The sequence below is a fragment of the Brevibacterium sp. NPDC049920 genome (assembly GCF_040656435.1).
Lineage (GTDB): Bacteria > Actinomycetota > Actinomycetes > Actinomycetales > Brevibacteriaceae > Brevibacterium > Brevibacterium pityocampae.
Genome location: NZ_JBFAMF010000006.1, coordinates 121,425 through 138,082 on the forward strand (window position 1 = coordinate 121,425; position 16,658 = coordinate 138,082).

Sequence of the window (16,658 nt, forward strand, 5' to 3'; positions counted from 1 at the left end):
TTCAGTACCGGCCGAGGAACTCGTTGTCGTCACCGGAGAGCAGGGGCTCGAAGGCCGCGAGGTTGCGGGTCGACTCCCCGCGTGCGATCCGCCAGGCCCATTCGCGCTTCATCGAGGTGAGGAAGCCGAGCACGAGCAGGTCGTTGAAGGATTCGTCGGCGGCGGTGAGGAAGCGGCCCATGAGCGAGTCGAGGACCTCGGTGTTCCACGCCTCGCGCGGCAGCGAGGCGTCGAGGTAGACGTCGCCCAGGGGGTCGGTGGAGAACGCCAGCCCGCGGAGCTTCGAGTTCTTGTGGAGCAGCCAGGCTTGGAACCTCTCCCGGTTCTCGTCCGGGTGGCGGATGACGAAGGCCTGGAGGTCGACCGAGCGCGGCGAGCACCGGATCGACACCGTGGTCTTGAGCTTCCGTTCGCCGGGCAGGGTGACGGCGACGTGCGCCTCCCCCAGCCGGTCGGCCTCAAGGTCCTGCTCCCGTGCCCAGGCGAGCGCGAGCTCGCTCGCGTCCTCCGGGGAGAGCATCCGCGTGCCGCCCGCCGCGGTCCCGTCCGTCGTGCCGTTGTCCGTCGAGTCATTCATCGTGGTCCTCCACCTCTCGCCTCCGCGGTCCCGGGCAGGGCGTCCGGCGCGGCCGGCACCGCTGCGAGCACGGTCGCCGCACAGGTGCGCCAGTCGAACTCGCGGGCCCGCTGCGCGGCCGCTGCTCCCATCCGAGCACGCGCGGCGGGATCGCACAAGAGGGCCTCGATCCCCTCGGCCCAGGTCAGCGGGTCGTCCTCGGCGATGAGGAGGCCGGTGCGGCCGGCCTCGACGACGTGGGTGAGGCCGCCCACGGCTGAGGCGACGACGGGTGCCCCGCAGGCCTGCGCCTCGGCGGCGGCGAACCCGAAGGATTCGCTGCGCGAGGGCACGAGCACGAGGTCGACCGCCCGGTACCAGTCGGCGAGCACGGCGGCCGGCACCGGCGGCAGGATCTCGACCCGGCCGTGCAGCCCGGCGGCGTCGATGCGCGCGCTCACCGCGGCGGGGTCGGTGCCCTCCCCGGAGGCGGCCCCGAGCATGACGAGGCGGGTGCGCGCGGCGAGCATGGGGTCGAACCGAGCCAGCGCGGCGAGCGCCTCGACCGCGGTGTCCGTGCCCTTGACGTGCTGCATCCGGCCGACGTAGAGGAGCAGCAGATCCGCGTCCTGCTCCCCGACGGCGCGGCGGGCGGTGTGCAGGGGCCCGGGGGTGAAGGTTGCGAGGTCGACGCCGGGCATCGCGGTGACGACGCGGGCGGGGTCCGCACCGAGCAGGTCGACCATGTCCGCGGCCTCCGCCTCCGTGTTCGCGACGAGGAGGTCCGCACCGGCGGCGATCCGCTCCTCGGCGTGCCGGCGCTGCGCGGGCTCGAGGGCCGCCCCGGTGTCGCGGTCCTTGACCGCGGCGATCGTGTGAAAGGACACGACGAGGCGCGGGCCGGGGGTGGGCGCGGGGGTGGGGTGCTCGGTGAGTGCGAGCCCGGCGAGCGCGGAGATCCAGTAGTGCGCCCAGATCAGCTCGCAGCCGGCGTACGCGGGGTGCGCGGCGAGTGCGGCGGCGAGGGCGGGCACGTCGTCGGCGAGCGCCGTCTTGTCCCGGGCGGAAGTGTCGAGCTGGTGGAGGCGCACCCCGGGGGCGAGCTCGACGGTGCCGGTGGTCGGGGCGAGCGGGTCGGCGGTGAAGATCTCCACCGTGTGCCCGGCGCGGGCGAGTTCGGCGGCCGTCGCCCGGACGTAGACATTCATCCCCCCGGCGTCGCCCTGACCGGGCTGCGCGGCGGGCGAGGTGTGGAGGGAGAGGACAGCGATGCGCACGGTATCCGATTCTACCGGGGCGCTCAGGTCTCCTCATCGTCGAAGAAGGCCCGGAGGATCCGGCGCACCTCGCTGCGGCCGCGCCACAGGATGCTGCCTGCCGGCAGGACCTCGAGGGATGCGCGCGGGAAGGCCGCCGCGCAGTCGCGGGCGACGGACACCGGGTGGGAGCGGTCGTCCTCGTGGGTGAGGACGAGCGCCTCGCCGCGGAAGGCCCCGGCCGCCTCGAGTGCGCGGGCCGGGTCGGCGACGGCGCTGTCGAGCGCGAGGCCCACGCCGTCGGACATGTCGGTGTCGAACAGCGCGTCGACCTTCGCGGCCGCCCAGGCACGGGCCGGCGGCAGGTCCGCAACCTCGGCGGGTTCCCGGGCCAGCAGCGCGTCGAGCAGCGCGGCGCGATCGCCGGAGGCCAGGTGGGTGCGGATCGCCTCGACATGGGCGGCGTGGGCCGCGCGCACCTCGGGAGTGAACCCCGCCCACGAGGCGGGCAGCACGAAGGCGACCTTCTCCAGGCCCGTGGCGGCCGGGTGGCCTGCGGTGATGAGCCGGGCGAGTCCGCCGGCGCTCATCGAGACGCCGAGCGCACGGGTGGCGCGGGAGGCCTCGAGCGCGGCGGCGAGCTGTTCGGCGATGGTGCCGTAGGTCCAGCCGGGGCCCGGGGAGGGCCTGCCGCCGTGGCCGCCGAGGTTGACGAGCACCCGGGTGCCGGCGATCCCGGAGGCGAAGGGGCGGGTATCGCGGATCGCGCCGGAGAAGCCGTGGCCGAACAGCGTCACCGGATCCCCGGAGCCGAACGCCGACATCCAGCCGGAGTCCGCGCCGGGTCGATCGGGGTCCTGCGTCATCGATTGCGGAAGCGGGGGTCGACGGCGCGCAGGCCCTTGCGGACGTCGGCGAAGTAGACGGCGGCGGCGACGAATCCGAGCAGCGAGATGAAGATCGGCATCGCCTGCAGCGGCGGCATCGCGAGGAAGCCGACGACCGCGGAGATGCCGAGGATCACGGTCCAGAAGGTCTTCGAGCGCTTGTCGGCGGCGCGATAGACCTCATCGCGGTAGCGCAGCGAGTCGATGAACGCGACGAGTTCGACGATGAATGCCGCGACGGTGAGGAGGAGGAACACGAGACCTTGAATGCTGGCGAGCGCTGACATATCCGCCGACCCTACCGGGCAGTGCTGTCAGTCCGCTCGGAGCGGACGTGTGCGCCGGGTGCGCCGGGCACCCTCACTCGACCGGCGGGCCCTCGGCGGTGTCGTCGCTGAGCACCGGCAGCTGCTCGAGCGCGGCCTCCTCGGTCAGGCCGGCCGCTTGGAGCAGGTCGACGGCGAGCGGGCGCAGGAGCAGCACGAGCGTGCGGTCCTGCATGTCCGCAGCGTCCCGGCCGTTGGGATCGAGCCGGGCGGCGACCTCGGACAGGAACTCCTCGGCCGGGGTGCGCGAGGTACCCCGTTCGAGCGCCACCCGCAAGCGCCGCGCCCCCTCCCCGAGGCCGCGGACGAGCTCGGCGTGCTGCGGACGCTCGGTCCCGAGCTCGGCCATCGCCTGGGTCCGCCGCGCGACCACCCGCACCATCCGCATCGCACGGTCGGTGAACTCGACGGCCCGGGCCAGGCGGGTCACCTCGGCAGCGTAGCGCCGCGAACGGGCGTTGATCCGGGTGGCCTCCTGGGAGATCCGCAGGGTCGAGCGCCAGGAGTCGACGATCCCCTGCGTGTCCCGCGCCCGCGACAGAGCCCGGCGGGCGGCATGGGCGTCGGCGCGGGCGAGCGCATCGGCGGATTCGAGCAGGGTCTCGGAGATCTCGGTGAGCAGCGAGGACGCCTTGTCCCGCGGGCCCTTGCGGGCGTCGTTGGGGACGATGAGCGCCATGAGGATCGCGACGACCGCGCCGACGAGCGCATCGACGGTCCGGTCGAAGGGCTGGGCCGCCGCGGCCTGCGGCACGGTGATGACGTAGACCGACTGGACGCCGATCTGGGTGATGAAGATGCCCCCGGAGTTGATCATCGTGCCGACCATCAGACCGAGGATCATCGTCACCGCGAGCTGCCACAGCCCCGACCCGAAGGTCACGAGCATGAGCTCCCCGACGAGCACCCCGGCGGTCGCCCCGAATCCGATCTCCATCGAGCGGCGGACCCGGCGGTCGGCGGTCACCCCGGTGCCCACGGCGGCGGCGACCGCGGCGAGGAAGGGGTACTCGTGGCCGAGCACGACCTGGCAGAAGGCGTAGGCCAGCGTGGCGCCGACGGTGACCTGGAGGAGCTGGGACAGATTGGCACGGGTGCGGCGGGCGCCCAGGCGGGTGCGGTTGCGCAGATGCCCGGCCGCCTGCCCGGGCCAGGCGCTCGGGCGGAGCCGACTGCCGTTCTCACGACTCACGCAGTTCTCCCTCCTGTGGCATGCTGGGACGCAGTGTCGCCGACAGCGGGACCCGTTCTCGGCGCGGAAGCGGCGGCGCGGGCCGGAACCCGGTCGGTGCCGCCCAGGACCACGGCGTCCGTTCGGGGCACCGTGTCGAAGGAGGCTCCATGACGACCAATCTCACCCGCGACGAGGCGCGTCATCGCTCCGACCTGCTCACGGTCTCCCGGTACGCCACCATCCTAGACCTCTCCTCCTGCGCCGATCCGGAGCAGCGCGAGTTCGATTCGGTGACCACCGTGGAGTTCACCGCCGCCCGGTCGGAGCCGACGTTCATCGACATCATCGCCGCCGGGATCGTCGAGGCGAGCCTCAACGGCGCCCCGCTCGATCCGGCCGAGGTGTTCGACGGCGCGCGGGTGCGCTTCGTCCCGCGGGCCGGGGAGAACACCCTGCGCATCCACGCCCGGGCGCTGTACTCGCGGACCGGCGAGGGGCTGCACCGCTTCTTCGACCCCGCCGACGACACCGTCCACCTCTACACCCAGTACGAACCGACCGACGCGCGCCGCGTGTTCGCGAACTTCGACCAGCCCGACCTCAAGGCCCGCTTCGCGTTCACCGTGCTCGCCCCGGACGACCTCGTGGTCCGCAGCAATGCGGTGCTCGCCGAGCGCAGCACCCCCGATGCCGGCATCGCCTGCCACGAGTTCGCCGACACCGAGGTGCTCTCGAGCTACATCACCTGCGTCATCGCGGGGAACTACGCCGAGGCCCGCACCACCTACCGGCACCCGGTCACCGGGGAGCCGATCGAGCTCGGCCTGCTCACCCGCGCCTCCCTCGCCGAGCACATGGACGCCGCGGAGATCTTCCGGGTCACCGCGCAGGGCCTCGACTTCTTCCACGCCGCCTTCGACCTCCCCTACCCGTGGGGCAAGTACGACCAGGTGTTCGTCCCCGAGTACAACCTCGGCGCGATGGAGAACCCCGGGCTCGTGACCTTCACCGACTCGCTGATCTTCCGCGACAAGGTCACCCGCTCGATGCGCGAGTCGCGGGCCAACGTCATCCTCCACGAGATGGCGCACATGTGGTTCGGCGACCTCGTCACCATGCGGTGGTGGGACGACCTGTGGCTCAAGGAGTCCTTCGCCGACTACATGGCCGGCCTCGCGCTGGCGGAGGCGACGGAGTACACCGACGGCTGGGTGACCTTCGCGCTGCGCCGCAAGGACTGGGCGTACCGGCAGGACCAGTACCCGACCACCCATCCGATCGTCGCCGACATCCCCGATGTCGAGGCCGCGAAGCTCAACTTCGACGGCATCACGTACGCGAAGGGCGCCTCGGTCCTCAAGCAGCTCGTGACCTTCGTCGGGCGCGCGGCGTTCCTCGACGGCAGCCGCCGCTACTTCCGCGCCCATGCCTTCGGCACCGCGACGCTCCAGGACTTCCTCGGCGCCCTCGCCGAGGCCGCACCCCACCGCGACGTCCACCACTGGGCCGACGCCTGGCTGGGCACGGTGGGCGTCTCCGAGATCGAGCTCGCCGTCGAGACCGCCGAGGCCGGTACGGGCGGGGAGACCGGGGGCGGCCCGGGCGGGGAGGTGCTCTCCGACATCCGCATCCGGCAGCGCAACACCGAGCCCGAGCCCGAGGTGGTGCGCCCCCACCGGCTCGCGATCGCGGCCTTCGACCGGGTGGGCCCGGTGCTCGAGCGCTCGAAGACGTGGACCCTCGATTTCGCCGTGCCGGACTGCGACGTGCCGGAGATGCTCGGCACCCCGCTGCCGGCGCTGCTGCTGCCCAACGACGGCGACCTCGACTACTGCAAGGTCCGGCTCGATGCGCGCTCGACGGCGACGGCGCTGTCGAGCGTGTCCCGGCTGGCCGATCCCCTGCACCGGGCGCTCGTGTGGTCCGCGCTCGGCAATGCGCTGCGCGACGGGCTGCTGCCCGTCGAGGACTACCTCGCCGCGTACTGCCGCGCACTGTCGAAGGAGACGCACCCGGGGATCGCCGCCGGGCTGCGCACGACGATGCTCACCGCGCTCGACCGCTGGGCCGACCCGGCGGGCCGGCCCGCCGCGGTGGCCGGTGCGCTCGGCGCTGCACTCGATTCCCTGGTCGCCGCCGAACCGGGGTCCGACGCGCAGCTCGACCTCGCCTCCACCGTGCTCTCCCTCCTCGCGCGCACGGCGGGCGGGACGGGCGAGCCGGCGGGCGCCTCGGGAGCGGATCCGGCGGTCGTCGCGGCCCGCGAGTTCGCCTCGACCCTGCTCACCGGCCGGCTCGAGGAGTTCCCGGGTCTCGAGATCGACCATGCGCTGCGGTGGAAGGCGCTCATCGCGCTCGTCGCTCTCGGTTGGGCGGATGTCGCGGAGATCGCGCAGGAGGCGGCGGCCGACCGCACCGGCTCGGGCGCGCTCCACGCCGCGACGGCGCAGGCCGCGCGGCCGCTGCCGATCGTCAAGATGCGGGCGTGGGAATCGCTCACCGGGGACGCCGAGCTCAGCAACGACATGATCTCCGCGGTGATCGCCGGCTTCACCGCGCCGAGCGCCCTGCCGCTCACCGAGCCGTTCGTCGGGCCCTACTTCGAACTGCTCGACACGGTGTGGAGCACGCGATCGATCGAGATCGCCCGCCGGCTCGTCGTCGGCCTCTATCCGCACGGCTCGCAGCGGCCTGCGGACGTGCTCGAACGCACGGACGCCTGGCTCATGCGCAATCCGGAGGCCCCGGGTGCGCTGCGCCGGCTCCTCCTCGAGCTCCGCGACGACCTCGCCCGGTCGATCCGGGTGCGCGCGGCACAGAGCCGGACGACCTCCCTCGGGACCTCGCAGGGCGCGCACGGCTGAGGCGGGTCGGATCGAGGCGGGCCCGTGCCCCTCGTCGGGTGATCCCGTGGGGAAACCCGCACCGGGGGTCCGGCTTTCCCCACCGTCTGCGGGCGGATCGGTGGATAGCGTGGCAAGCAGGAGGCCCCCATGTCCACTGCCCCCGCCCCGTCGTCCAGCCCCGCCGATCCCCGCCGGCCGGCCGTCTCAGCGTTCGCCGCGGTTCTCGCCCTCGGCATCGTCCTCGCGCTGACGGTGGTCAGCGCACCGCTCCACACCGGCCTCGCCGCCGCGCAGGAGGCGAGTGCCGTCGGCACCGTGACCGACACAGGCGCCGTCACCGACCCGCGTGAGTCGGACCGGCAGTCGTATCCCGGGCTCGAACGGTTCGTCGCCGGGCTCGATGTGCCCGGTGCCGCCGCCGCGGTGGTGAGCGAGCACGGGATCGAGGAGGCAGCGGTCACCGGCTCGATGGCGGCACCCACGACCTCGGACGGCGATGGTACGGGGGCACCGGCGGGCGCCTCGGCGGCGGTGCGCTGGGGCTCGGTGTCGAAGGGCATCACGGGAGCCGTCGTCGACGAGCTCGTCGAGAGCGGTCGCGTGGGCCTCGACGACACCGCCGGCTCGGTGCTCCCCGGACTCCCCGACCCAGTACGGGACGTCACCGTCCGCCGGCTGCTCACCCACACGAGCGGGCTGAGCCATGACCTCGGCGCGACGGATCGACACCGGCCCGGGGCGCACGCGCTCGACGTCCTCGACGATGTGCCCGCCCCGCTCGACCCCGGTGACGGATTCCGCTATGCGAGCACGAACTACCTCGTCCTCCAGGCCATCGTCGAGGAGATCACCGACGCGCCCTTCGCCGAGGCGGCCGCCGAGCACGCCCGCGGCTGCGAGGCCGAGATGGAGGCGGGCGCCGTCCCGTTCCTCGGGTTCACCATGCCGGCACCCGAACGCTGCGACGGCACCGGCCTGGGCTACGGATACCTCGGCGGCGACCTCGGCGAGCTCGCCGCCTGAGCGAGCTGGAATCTGGGCCCGGAGGGTGCAGCGTTCCATGACCGGTCCCGCGCCGCCGCGGCACCCACCGGCGCGGCGACCGAGCACGCCATCGCGCCGCGCTATGGCTTGGGGTGGAACTACGATGCGGCGGAGATCGCCGGGGCCGCGGTGGAGCGGATCCACCATTCGGGCGCGGTGCCCGGGGCGTTCACGCGAGTGGAAGTCCTCCCCGCGAAGGGGCTCGCCGTCGTCCTGCTCGTGCCCGAGTACGGCGAACCGGGGTCGACGGCCGTCGCCGAATCGGCGAGCACCCTCGCCGCCGATGTGCTCGGCGACGCGGCGGCCGGCGGCGGCGCGGATGCTGGGAACGGTTCTGATGCGGGCGGTGGCGCGGCAACCGACGGAGGCTCTGGATCGGTGCTCTATTCGGCGCTCGTCGTCGCGCTGCCGGCCGCCACCGGGCTCGACCTCACGGCGCTGTTCCGCTGGGCACCGGACCTGGCGAGCGGTGCCGTCGCCGCCGCCGCGCTCCTCGGGATCGCCGCTCTCATCGGCGGGATCCGGGTGCGCGGTGGAGTCGATGGGGCTCGCCCCGCCGCCGCGTAGTACGCGTCCCGGCTCGGGCGAGCTGCGGAGCTCAGCCCAGGAGCTCGCCGGCGAGCAGCTCGAGGGTGCGGGTGCGGCCGGGCACCTCGTCGAGCGGGTCCTCGGGCCGGGCGCCGGCGACCGGGTGGATCATCACCTCGTCGACGTCGAACCGGGCGGTGGTCTCCTGCAGCTGCGCGGCCGCCTCGGCGGGGGTGCCGACGATCCAGGTGCTGAGCATCTTCTCCGCGAGCTCGCGGTGGCCGGCGCTCATCTTCTCGGCCACGTCCGCGCCGACGAGGGGCAGCGTGGTGATCGGGGCGCCGATCCGCAGGTTGGCCATGGTGAACATGTACGGCTCGGCGAGCGCGAGCGCCTCCTCGCGGGTGTCGGCGACGACGGCGTTGACGGTGAGGAAGGTCGTCGGGGCGGACACCTCGGGCTGGCCGGCGTGGGCGGTCGGGGTGAAGGAGTTCCGGTAGAGGTTGAGGGCGGCCTCGGTGCCGTGGCCGGAGAAGTGGTGGGCGAACACGTAGGGCAGGCCGAGCGCGGCGGACAGCTGCGCGGAGTAGCCGCTCGAGCCGAGCAGCCACACGTGCGGGGCGGCAGTCATCCGCGGGGTCGCGGCCAGCCGGTGCTCGCGGCCGCCGAACATCGGGACCGCGGCACCCTCGGGCGAGAGCAGCGCGAGGGTGTCCATGACGTGCTGGGGGAACTGCTCGACGGGGTCGATCTGGTTGCCCTCGCGGTCGACCATCCGGCCCTCACCCAGGTGCCCGCGCATCGCCATCGAGGTGATCGGGTCGGTGCCGGGAGCGCGGCCGATGCCCAGGTCGATCCGGTCGCCGTAGACGGCGCTCAGCAGCGCGAACTGCTCCGCGACGGCGAGCGGGGCGTGGTTGGGCAGCATGACGCCGCCGGAGCCCAGGCGGATCCGCTCGGTGCCCTGCCCCAGGTGCATGAGCTCGATGCCCGGGGAGGTCGAAGCGACGGATTTCATGTTGTGGTGCTCGGCCACCCAGTAGCGGGTGTAGCCGAGCCGGTCGGCGGTCCCGACGAGCGACTTCGAGGCGTGCAGGGCCTGCGCAGTGGTCTGGTCGCCGCGCACCGGGATGAGATCGAGAACGGAGAGCTTCATGTCCTGGACAACAGGAGCACCCGACGAAACATTCCAAGCCCAGCCCGACCACCCCAGCTCCCCCTCCCGCACGTCGAGTGGTCACAGATCCCTGATTCGGAGGTGCGGAATCGTGGATCTGCGACCACCTGAGCACGGCGCAGAGCCGCTGACCGGGTCGCACGTCGTCAGGTCACAGCGGTGCGACGCGAGGTCACCGACAGGCCGACCGCGGAGTGCTGTCCACAGGTCGCGGCGATCGGTCGACCCCGCCGACGCATCGGACTTCACTGGGAGGACCGAACAGGCCCGGCCGCACTCCCGAACGACGGCGGTCCGGCACCCGCACCGCCGCCTGCTCTCCCCCGGAGGACCCCTCATGCACCGACGCCGCGCCGCACCGATCCGCGCGACTCCGCTCGAACTGCCGCGGATCATCACCCGCTCCACTGCGGAAGAGACCGGCCACACCCCGTACTTCTTCGACTCGACGCCGTTGGCCGAACGCAGCATCTACGGCGCTCACGAATCCGCGTCCTCGAGCGAGACCGTGCTCGTCCCCGAGTGGGTCGACGACGGGTGGATCGAGACCTATCGGCGGGCCCGACAGCTCGCGGCAGTGCATCCCGCAGCGGTGTTCTGCTCGCTCACCGCTGCGGAACTCTACGGCCTGCCGCTGCCGGCGCGCCACCGCGGGGGCGCTCTCCATGTCCTCACGCGAGCGACCGGGAACCGCACCCGGATGCGGAACACGATCGGTCATCGCAGCGACCGGCTCCTGGCCCGATCGGTGCACGACCTGCAGCTGAATCATCCGGCCTACGTGCTGCTCGAACTGGCCGGTCTGCTCGACCGGTGGACCCTCGTGCGGGTCTGCGATGCGATCGTGGGCGGATGGAACGGCCCGCCGATGACGACGATCGACGACCTCCGCGCATTCGTCGCCACGCAGCACCGCTACACCGGCAAGCGGACGCTCGTCGACGCCGCGGCGAGCGCACGAGCCGACGTCGATTCCCCGAAGGAGACCGATGTGCGGCTCACCATCGTGCGGGCCGGCCTGCCCGAGCCCGAGGTGCACCCGGAGATCCGGCTCGCCTCCGGCCATCACGTCTTCCCCGACCTCGGATACCGCCGGGAGCGGGTCGTGCTCGAGTACGAGGGACGCCACCACCGGAAGAAGGGCCAGTGGGACTACGACATCGAGCGCTACGACGATCTCCGCGACATCGGGTACCTCGTCATCCGGATCACCTCCACCACCCCGGAATCGACATGGCTGGGAAAGCTCGAGCGCGCACTGGAAACGCGTCAGGTGGTCACAGATCCCTGATTCGGAGGTGCGGAATCGTGGATCTGTGACCACCTGACGGCGGTGCGGGGCGGGCTCAGCCGAGGGCGTCGGCGAAGGCCTCCTCGAGGACGTCGAAGGCCTCGTTGAGGAGCTCGTCGCTGATGGTCAGCGGCGGGAGGAAGCGGAGCACGTTGCCGAAGGTGCCGGTGACGAGCACGAGCACGGCGTTCTTCGCCGCGTACGCCGCCACGGCTTTCGCGAGGTCCGGATTGGGCTCGATCGAATCCCTGGCGACGAGCTCGATCGCCTGCATCGCACCGCGGCCGCGGATGTCGCCGACCTCCGGGTGCTCGGTCTGCAGGCGCACCACGCGCTCGGTGATGATCTCCCCGATCTGCAGCGCGCGGGCGACAAGGTCGTCCTGCTCGTAGGCCTCGATCGCGCCGAGGGCCGCGGCGACCGCGGTCGGGTTGCCGCCGTAGGTGCCGCCGAGTCCGCCGGCGCCCACCGAGTCGATGATCTCCGCGCGGCCGGTCACGGCCGACAGCGGCAGACCGCCGGCGATGCCCTTGGCGGTGGTGACGAGGTCGGGCTCGATGCCCTCCCACTCGCTGGCGAACATCTTCCCGGTGCGGGCGAAACCGGCCTGCACCTCGTCGGCGACGAACACGATGCCGTTGGCGCGCGCGTACTCGACGAGCGCGGGGAGGAAGCCCTCGGCCGGGACGATGAAGCCGCCCTCGCCCTGGATCGGCTCGATGACGAGCGCCGCGACGTTGTCCGCGCCGATCTGCTTGTCGATCATCGTCATCACGCGCTTCGCCGCGTCCTCACCGGACACCTTGGTGCCGGCCGCGTCGTTGTCGCGGTAGGGGTAGGACATCGGGGCGCGGTAGACTTCGCCGGCGAACGGGCCGAAGCCCGCCTTGTAGGGATGGGCCTTCGCGGTCATCGCCATGGTGAGGTTCGTCCGGCCGTGGTAGGCGTGGTCGAACACGACGACGGCGTCGCGACCGGTGTGGGCGCGGGCGATCTTCACCGCGTTCTCCACCGCCTCCGCACCGGAGTTCAGCAGCACGGTGCGCTTGTCGAAGCCGCCCGGGGTGAGCGCGTTGAGCTTCTCCGCGAGCTCGATGTAGCCCTCGTACGGGTTGACCATGAAGCAGGTGTGGGTGAAGGCCGACAGCTGCGCGGCGGCCCGCTCGACGACCCGCGGGTTCGAGTTGCCGACCGTGGTCACGGCGATGCCGGAGCCGAGGTCGATGATCTGGTTGCCGTCGGCGTCCTTGAGGATGCCGCCGCCGGCGGCGACCACATAGGCCGGCAGGCTCGAGGCGACACCGGCCGCGACGGCCTTGGTGCGACGGGCCTCGATCTCCTGCGACCTGGGGCCGGGGATCTCGGTGACGATTCTGCGTTCCTGCGGCAGCGCGGTGCCGCCCAGCTCTGAGGTGCTCATACTGGGCACATTAGACCCATTCCGGCAGGGTTGTCATACCCCGGCACCCTGCCGCAAGACGGGGCGGGGCGCCCGGTCCCGAACCGACCGGACGCCTGCTCGCGCCCCACGCCGAGCGGGTGACGATGATCACCCGGCGGCCGCGCCGACTCCCGGCACCGTGTCTCAGCGGTGGCGCTGGTCGACGTCCCGGTTGATCTTCGGCACACCCGACCGGTTCTCCCGCTGCGCGGCGACGATCGGCTCGGGGGCCGCAGTGATGACCTCTCCGCCGTCGACCTCGACGAGCAGCTGCTCGTCGACCGGCAGGCTGCGCTTGACGAGGGCGAGCGCGATCGGACCCAGCTCGTGGTGGAGGGCGGCCGAGGTGATCCGTCCCACCGCGCGCACCGCACCGCGGACCTCCGCGCGCACCTCGGCATCGGGGGCCGGCAGGGCGTGGGCGGAGCCGTCGAGGTGGAGGAACACGAGGCGCCGGGGCGGCTGTCCGAGGTTGTGGATCCGCGCGACGGCCTCCTGACCGCGGTAGCAGCCCTTCGCGAGGTGGACGGCGGTGCGGAGCACGTCGAGCTCGCCGACGAGCGACTTGTGGTCGACCTCGGGCAGACCGGGCCGCCAGGCCTCGATCCGCAGCGCCTCCCAGGCGTCGCGGCCGACGACCTCGAGGCCGGCGGCGGCCGGGTCCCAGTCCGCGAGCGCGGCCCGGTCGCACACCGCGATCCGGAACGCGTGCTCACCGCCGGGGTGCTCCGGCGAGGCCACGGGCATTCCGAGGTCGAGCGCGGCGTAGGAGGCCGAGCCCTCACCGATCTCCGGCCACGGGTCGGCCCACACGATCGCCGCGGGCAGGCCGCCGGGCACCGCGGCCGAGGCGGGCGCGGCTTGGGCCCGGTCCGTGCCGGCCGCCTGCCCGGCCGGGCCCCCACCGCCGGCCCGGCCCCCGGACCGCTCGGCATCGGGGCGGGCCGCCTCGAGGCGGGCTGCGTCGAAGCCCAGGCACTGGTAGTCGGCGGAGACGTCGGCGAGCTCGACGCGCATCATGAACTTCATCGACTCGAGGAAGCCGAGCGCGGCCGCGGCGTCCCCGTCGGTGAGCAGCCACAGGCGCTCCCCGTCGTCGTGGATGCGCAGCCAGTGCTCGATGTGCCCGGTGGGCGAGAGCACGAGGGTCTCCGTCGACTGTCCGGGGCGCAGGGTGTCGATCTTCTGCGTGGTGAGCGAATTGAGCCAGCTGAGGGCGTCGGGCCCGGTCAGGGTGAGGACGCGGACGGCCTGGAGGTCCGCGACCGCGCGACCCTGCGCGAGCAGGCGCTGCTCGCGCAGCGGGCCGCCGAAGTGGGCGACCTCCCCGGCGTGCGCGCCCTCCCCCATGACGGCGCTCGAGCGTGGGAAGCGCAGGACGTTGGGCAGCACGGGAGCGGGAGCCGGCGCCTCGGCCTGCGGCACCTGCGCACCGGTCGGGGCTCGGGGCTCGCGCTCCTCGGGGGCGGCGGGGTGCTGGGTCATCGTCGTGCTCCTCTCGGTCTCGCTGCGGGGTGTCGCACCGGGGTGCTCACACGAGGTTGCGGATGAGGTCGAGGAGATCGAAGTTCTCGATCCCGTCCCGGACCCGCTCCTGCAGATCGCTGAAGGTCTTGCGGACCGGCGCCACCCGGCCGTAGGCGTCGTCGAGGGCGAGCTCGAGCTCCTCGATCGCATCGCGCACCGCCGGCAGCAGGCCGTCGGTGTCGATCTCCGAGATCGCCGTGCGCACCTCGCCCAGCCGATCGATCGCGCCGGGGGCGGCCCGGATGACGTCCACCGAGTCCTCGATCGTCGTGCGCCATTCGCCCACCGTACTGCCCGGGTCGCGCAGGCGCAGCGTCTCGAAGTCGAGGAGCACGGCGGCGTCGCTGAGGACGGGGGCGACCTCCTCGGTGAGGACCTGCATCTGGTCCACGGCGGTCGCGGTGGCGGTGAGGTTGCGGCCCAGCCAGGGGACGGCGGTGAGCTGGGCGAGCGGCACCTCGGCGAGCTCCGCCTCGGCCTGATCGAGCTCGGACCGGGCGCGGTCGAGGTGGCCGGGCAGCGCCGCAGGATCCTCGGCGAGGGCCATCATGTAGTCCTCGGCGGCGGCCGAGGCGGCCTCGAGATGGCCGATGAGCGCGTTGACCCGGACCGTGGTCAGGGCCGCGAACGCGATGAGTGCGAGCAGGACGACGGCGAGGACGAGGGCGACCGCGCGGGTACGCGCCCGGCGAGCCGGACGAGCGCCGATCTCCGAGGAGGGGATCAGGAGACCTTCTTGAGGCGGGCCGAAGCGTGCGTGGTGATGTCCTGGCCGAGTGCGGCCATGTCCCACGCCCACATGAGCTCACCGTCGACGAGGCCGTACATCCGCGTCGAAGCGGTGTACTCCTTCGCCGTGGTGGTGCGGGCGACGACATCCGTGGCGAGGTCGATCCGGGGGCCGGCGACCCGGCCGGCGTAGAGCTCCATGACGCCGTGCGGGTGGGCGATCTCGACCTCGATCTCGAAGTCGCCGTCCGCGCCCCGCAGGCCCTCGACGGATTCCGCCGTGGTGAAGGGGGACTCCTCGGTGGGGACCATGAGGCCGGGGCCGGCGTCGTACTCGCGCCGCGGCCGGACGAGCTGCCAGATCCCGGTCTCCAGGGTCAGGGTGTCCGCCGGGCGGCCGTCCTCGTCGAGCAGCCAGGCCTGGGCGGTGTAGTGGAGGAACGGGGCCCGAGCGGGTGCGACGAAGTCGATGCGCTGGCCGAACTGCCGCTCCGGTGTGCCCGGGTACCCGACCACGCCCACGCCCTCCCAGGAGCCCAGCAGCCACGACAGCGGCACGAGCTCCGGCTGGAGGTCCGGGTCGAGTTCGATCGGCATGCGGTCAGCGGGGGGTCTTGAAGAGGTTGGTGATGACCTTGACGGCCACCCCGGCAGCACCGAGACCGGCGAGCGCGACGAGCGCGGTGAAGATGATTTCGAGCATCACGAGGTTGTCCATGGCGCCCATTGTACCCATCGGCCCCACCGCGCGCACGGTATCTCCCGAGGTCGGACGAGGCTCGGGACGGGGCGCGCCGCCGGTCTGCGGGGGCGGGCGCCGCGAGGTGTCGGTGAGTACCTCGAGCGGGCAGCGCGCACCTCAGCGGGACGTCGGAGAGCACCTCGAACGGGCAGCGCGCGCTTCAGCGGAAGAGGAGGATCCGCTCGATGACGTAGACGACGATCCCGCCGAGCGCGATCGGTGCCGCACCGAGTGCCATCTGCACGGTGAGCAGGCGCGCCTTGTCCCGGCGCCGCTCCTTCCGCAGCTCGCGGGTCTGCAGGCGGCTGCGGGCGACGAGGCCGAGGATCCGGTCCGTCGCGGCGACGAGCAGGCCCATGGCGAAGCCGAGGCCCACCGCGCCCCACAGGTTCAGGCTGCCGTCGACCATGATCGTCGCGGTCACGGCGGCGCCGAGCACGGCCAGGAGCAGGGCCAGCGGCGAGGTGTAGCGCGGCGGCCAGGGCACCACGGTCGCCGCCTGGGCGAGGAGGATCGCGACGAGGCCGACGATCACCGCCTCCTTGTCCCCGGGCACCTGGATCGCCCCGACCCAGCTGGCCGCCGACAGCACGATGACGAGCCCGGCGACCTGGGCGGACACGTTGACGACCGCGTGCGAGGCACCGATCCCGCGCACGAGGTTCTGCACGAAGGCCCAGAGCAGGCCGACGCCGGCGACGATCGGCAGCCAGTCGAGGTACGGCGCGGTGGGGGCGAACCACACCGTGGCCATGCCGACGACGCCGAGCACGAGGAGCATGAGCGTGGTCGCGCGCGGCTGCGGGGAGTCGGTGAGGCGGGGCCAGCCGTAGGCGAGCGCCGCGACGACGACGAGACACGCCAGCGCGAAGGGCATGATGCCGAAGTAGATGGAGACGCCGAGGGCCGCCGTCAGGCACAGGGCGACCACGATCCGGATCCAACGCATCATCCCCCCATCCTGCCAAACCGCCGGCGCAGGCGGTATTCGGTGCTCGTCGGCACGCCGACACCGGAGCCCGGATCCGCTCGACCCGGGCGACCGCCCCGGCACCCGTCCCGCCCGCCGGTCCGGCAGGTGAGGCGACCGGGCCGCCCGGTATACTCGCCAGGGCCAGGACAGGTTCGATGCAG

The 16,658-nt window shown here is 72.8% G+C and carries 15 protein-coding genes; 4 read left to right on the plus strand and 11 right to left on the minus strand.

What is annotated here, in order from left to right; all coding sequences use genetic code 11:
- Position 1 precedes the first annotated feature (1 nt).
- The 5 genes from AB0I45_RS07725 to AB0I45_RS07745 all read right to left on the minus strand — a co-directional run bounded on the left by AB0I45_RS07725 (position 2) and on the right by AB0I45_RS07745 (position 4,217).
- Entirely contained in the window at positions 2 to 577 is a 576-nt protein-coding gene (locus AB0I45_RS07725; protein WP_247423393.1) for a YbjN domain-containing protein, read from the minus strand.
- Positions 574 to 1,833 (minus strand): glycosyltransferase, encoded by a 1,260-nt coding sequence (locus AB0I45_RS07730; RefSeq protein WP_345029614.1) that lies wholly within the window; start codon positions 1,831 to 1,833, stop codon positions 574 to 576. The genes AB0I45_RS07725 and AB0I45_RS07730 overlap by 4 nt, the downstream gene beginning before the upstream one ends.
- 23 nt (positions 1,834 to 1,856) lie before the next feature.
- Positions 1,857 to 2,678 (minus strand): alpha/beta hydrolase, encoded by an 822-nt coding sequence (locus AB0I45_RS07735; RefSeq protein ID WP_137318865.1) that lies wholly within the window; start codon positions 2,676 to 2,678, stop codon positions 1,857 to 1,859.
- Positions 2,675 to 2,986, minus strand: coding sequence for a DUF2516 family protein (locus AB0I45_RS07740; RefSeq protein ID WP_137318864.1), 312 nt, complete (start codon positions 2,984 to 2,986; stop codon positions 2,675 to 2,677). Before AB0I45_RS07740 ends, AB0I45_RS07735 begins: the two co-directional genes overlap by 4 nt.
- A gap of 73 nt (positions 2,987 to 3,059) precedes the next feature.
- Positions 3,060 to 4,217 (minus strand): FUSC family protein, encoded by a 1,158-nt coding sequence (locus AB0I45_RS07745; RefSeq protein WP_345029612.1) that lies wholly within the window; start codon positions 4,215 to 4,217, stop codon positions 3,060 to 3,062.
- Between the two features lie 149 nt (positions 4,218 to 4,366).
- Between AB0I45_RS07745 and pepN the strand changes: the two genes are divergently transcribed.
- The 3 genes from pepN (at position 4,367) to AB0I45_RS07760 (ending at position 8,656) form a co-directional block, all read left to right on the plus strand.
- Positions 4,367 to 7,063: an aminopeptidase N gene (gene pepN / locus AB0I45_RS07750; RefSeq protein WP_345029610.1), complete on the plus strand. Its 2,697-nt coding sequence runs from the start codon at positions 4,367 to 4,369 to the stop codon at positions 7,061 to 7,063.
- A gap of 129 nt (positions 7,064 to 7,192) precedes the next feature.
- Positions 7,193 to 8,068, plus strand: coding sequence for a serine hydrolase domain-containing protein (locus tag AB0I45_RS07755; protein ID WP_345029608.1), 876 nt, complete (start codon positions 7,193 to 7,195; stop codon positions 8,066 to 8,068).
- 108 nt (positions 8,069 to 8,176) lie between these two features.
- Positions 8,177 to 8,656 carry a hypothetical protein gene (locus AB0I45_RS07760; protein WP_137318860.1) on the plus strand — a complete coding sequence of 160 codons (480 nt, stop codon included), beginning with the start codon at positions 8,177 to 8,179 and terminating at the stop codon, positions 8,654 to 8,656.
- A gap of 31 nt (positions 8,657 to 8,687) precedes the next feature.
- Here the strand turns inward: AB0I45_RS07760 and AB0I45_RS07765 are convergent, their stop codons facing one another.
- Positions 8,688 to 9,773, minus strand: a complete 1,086-nt coding sequence (locus AB0I45_RS07765) for an LLM class flavin-dependent oxidoreductase (protein WP_137318859.1) — start codon at positions 9,771 to 9,773, stop codon at positions 8,688 to 8,690.
- Between the two features lie 358 nt (positions 9,774 to 10,131).
- On the opposite strand from AB0I45_RS07765, the gene AB0I45_RS07770 reads away from it, so the two are divergent.
- A complete protein-coding gene (locus AB0I45_RS07770) occupies positions 10,132 to 11,085 on the plus strand; it encodes a hypothetical protein (protein WP_137318858.1) in 954 nt (317 codons plus the stop codon).
- A 55-nt stretch (positions 11,086 to 11,140) separates the two neighbouring features.
- On the opposite strand, the gene gabT is transcribed toward AB0I45_RS07770, so the two are convergent.
- From gabT to AB0I45_RS07795, 5 genes are all read right to left on the minus strand, one after another.
- Complete coding sequence (gene gabT, locus AB0I45_RS07775) at positions 11,141 to 12,505, minus strand: 4-aminobutyrate--2-oxoglutarate transaminase (RefSeq protein ID WP_295690214.1); 1,365 nt, start codon at positions 12,503 to 12,505, stop codon at positions 11,141 to 11,143.
- A gap of 165 nt (positions 12,506 to 12,670) precedes the next feature.
- Complete coding sequence (locus AB0I45_RS07780; RefSeq protein WP_345029603.1) at positions 12,671 to 14,011, minus strand: glycine cleavage T C-terminal barrel domain-containing protein; 1,341 nt, start codon at positions 14,009 to 14,011, stop codon at positions 12,671 to 12,673.
- Between the two features lie 46 nt (positions 14,012 to 14,057).
- Positions 14,058 to 14,846, minus strand: coding sequence for a hypothetical protein (locus AB0I45_RS07785; protein ID WP_345029601.1), 789 nt, complete (start codon positions 14,844 to 14,846; stop codon positions 14,058 to 14,060).
- Positions 14,777 to 15,379 (minus strand): FABP family protein, encoded by a 603-nt coding sequence (locus tag AB0I45_RS07790; protein ID WP_345029599.1) that lies wholly within the window; start codon positions 15,377 to 15,379, stop codon positions 14,777 to 14,779. Before AB0I45_RS07790 ends, AB0I45_RS07785 begins: the two co-directional genes overlap by 70 nt.
- Before the next feature lie 305 nt (positions 15,380 to 15,684).
- Complete coding sequence (locus AB0I45_RS07795) at positions 15,685 to 16,476, minus strand: ammonia permease (protein ID WP_137318855.1); 792 nt, start codon at positions 16,474 to 16,476, stop codon at positions 15,685 to 15,687.
- Between the last annotated feature and the right edge of the window lie 182 nt (positions 16,477 to 16,658).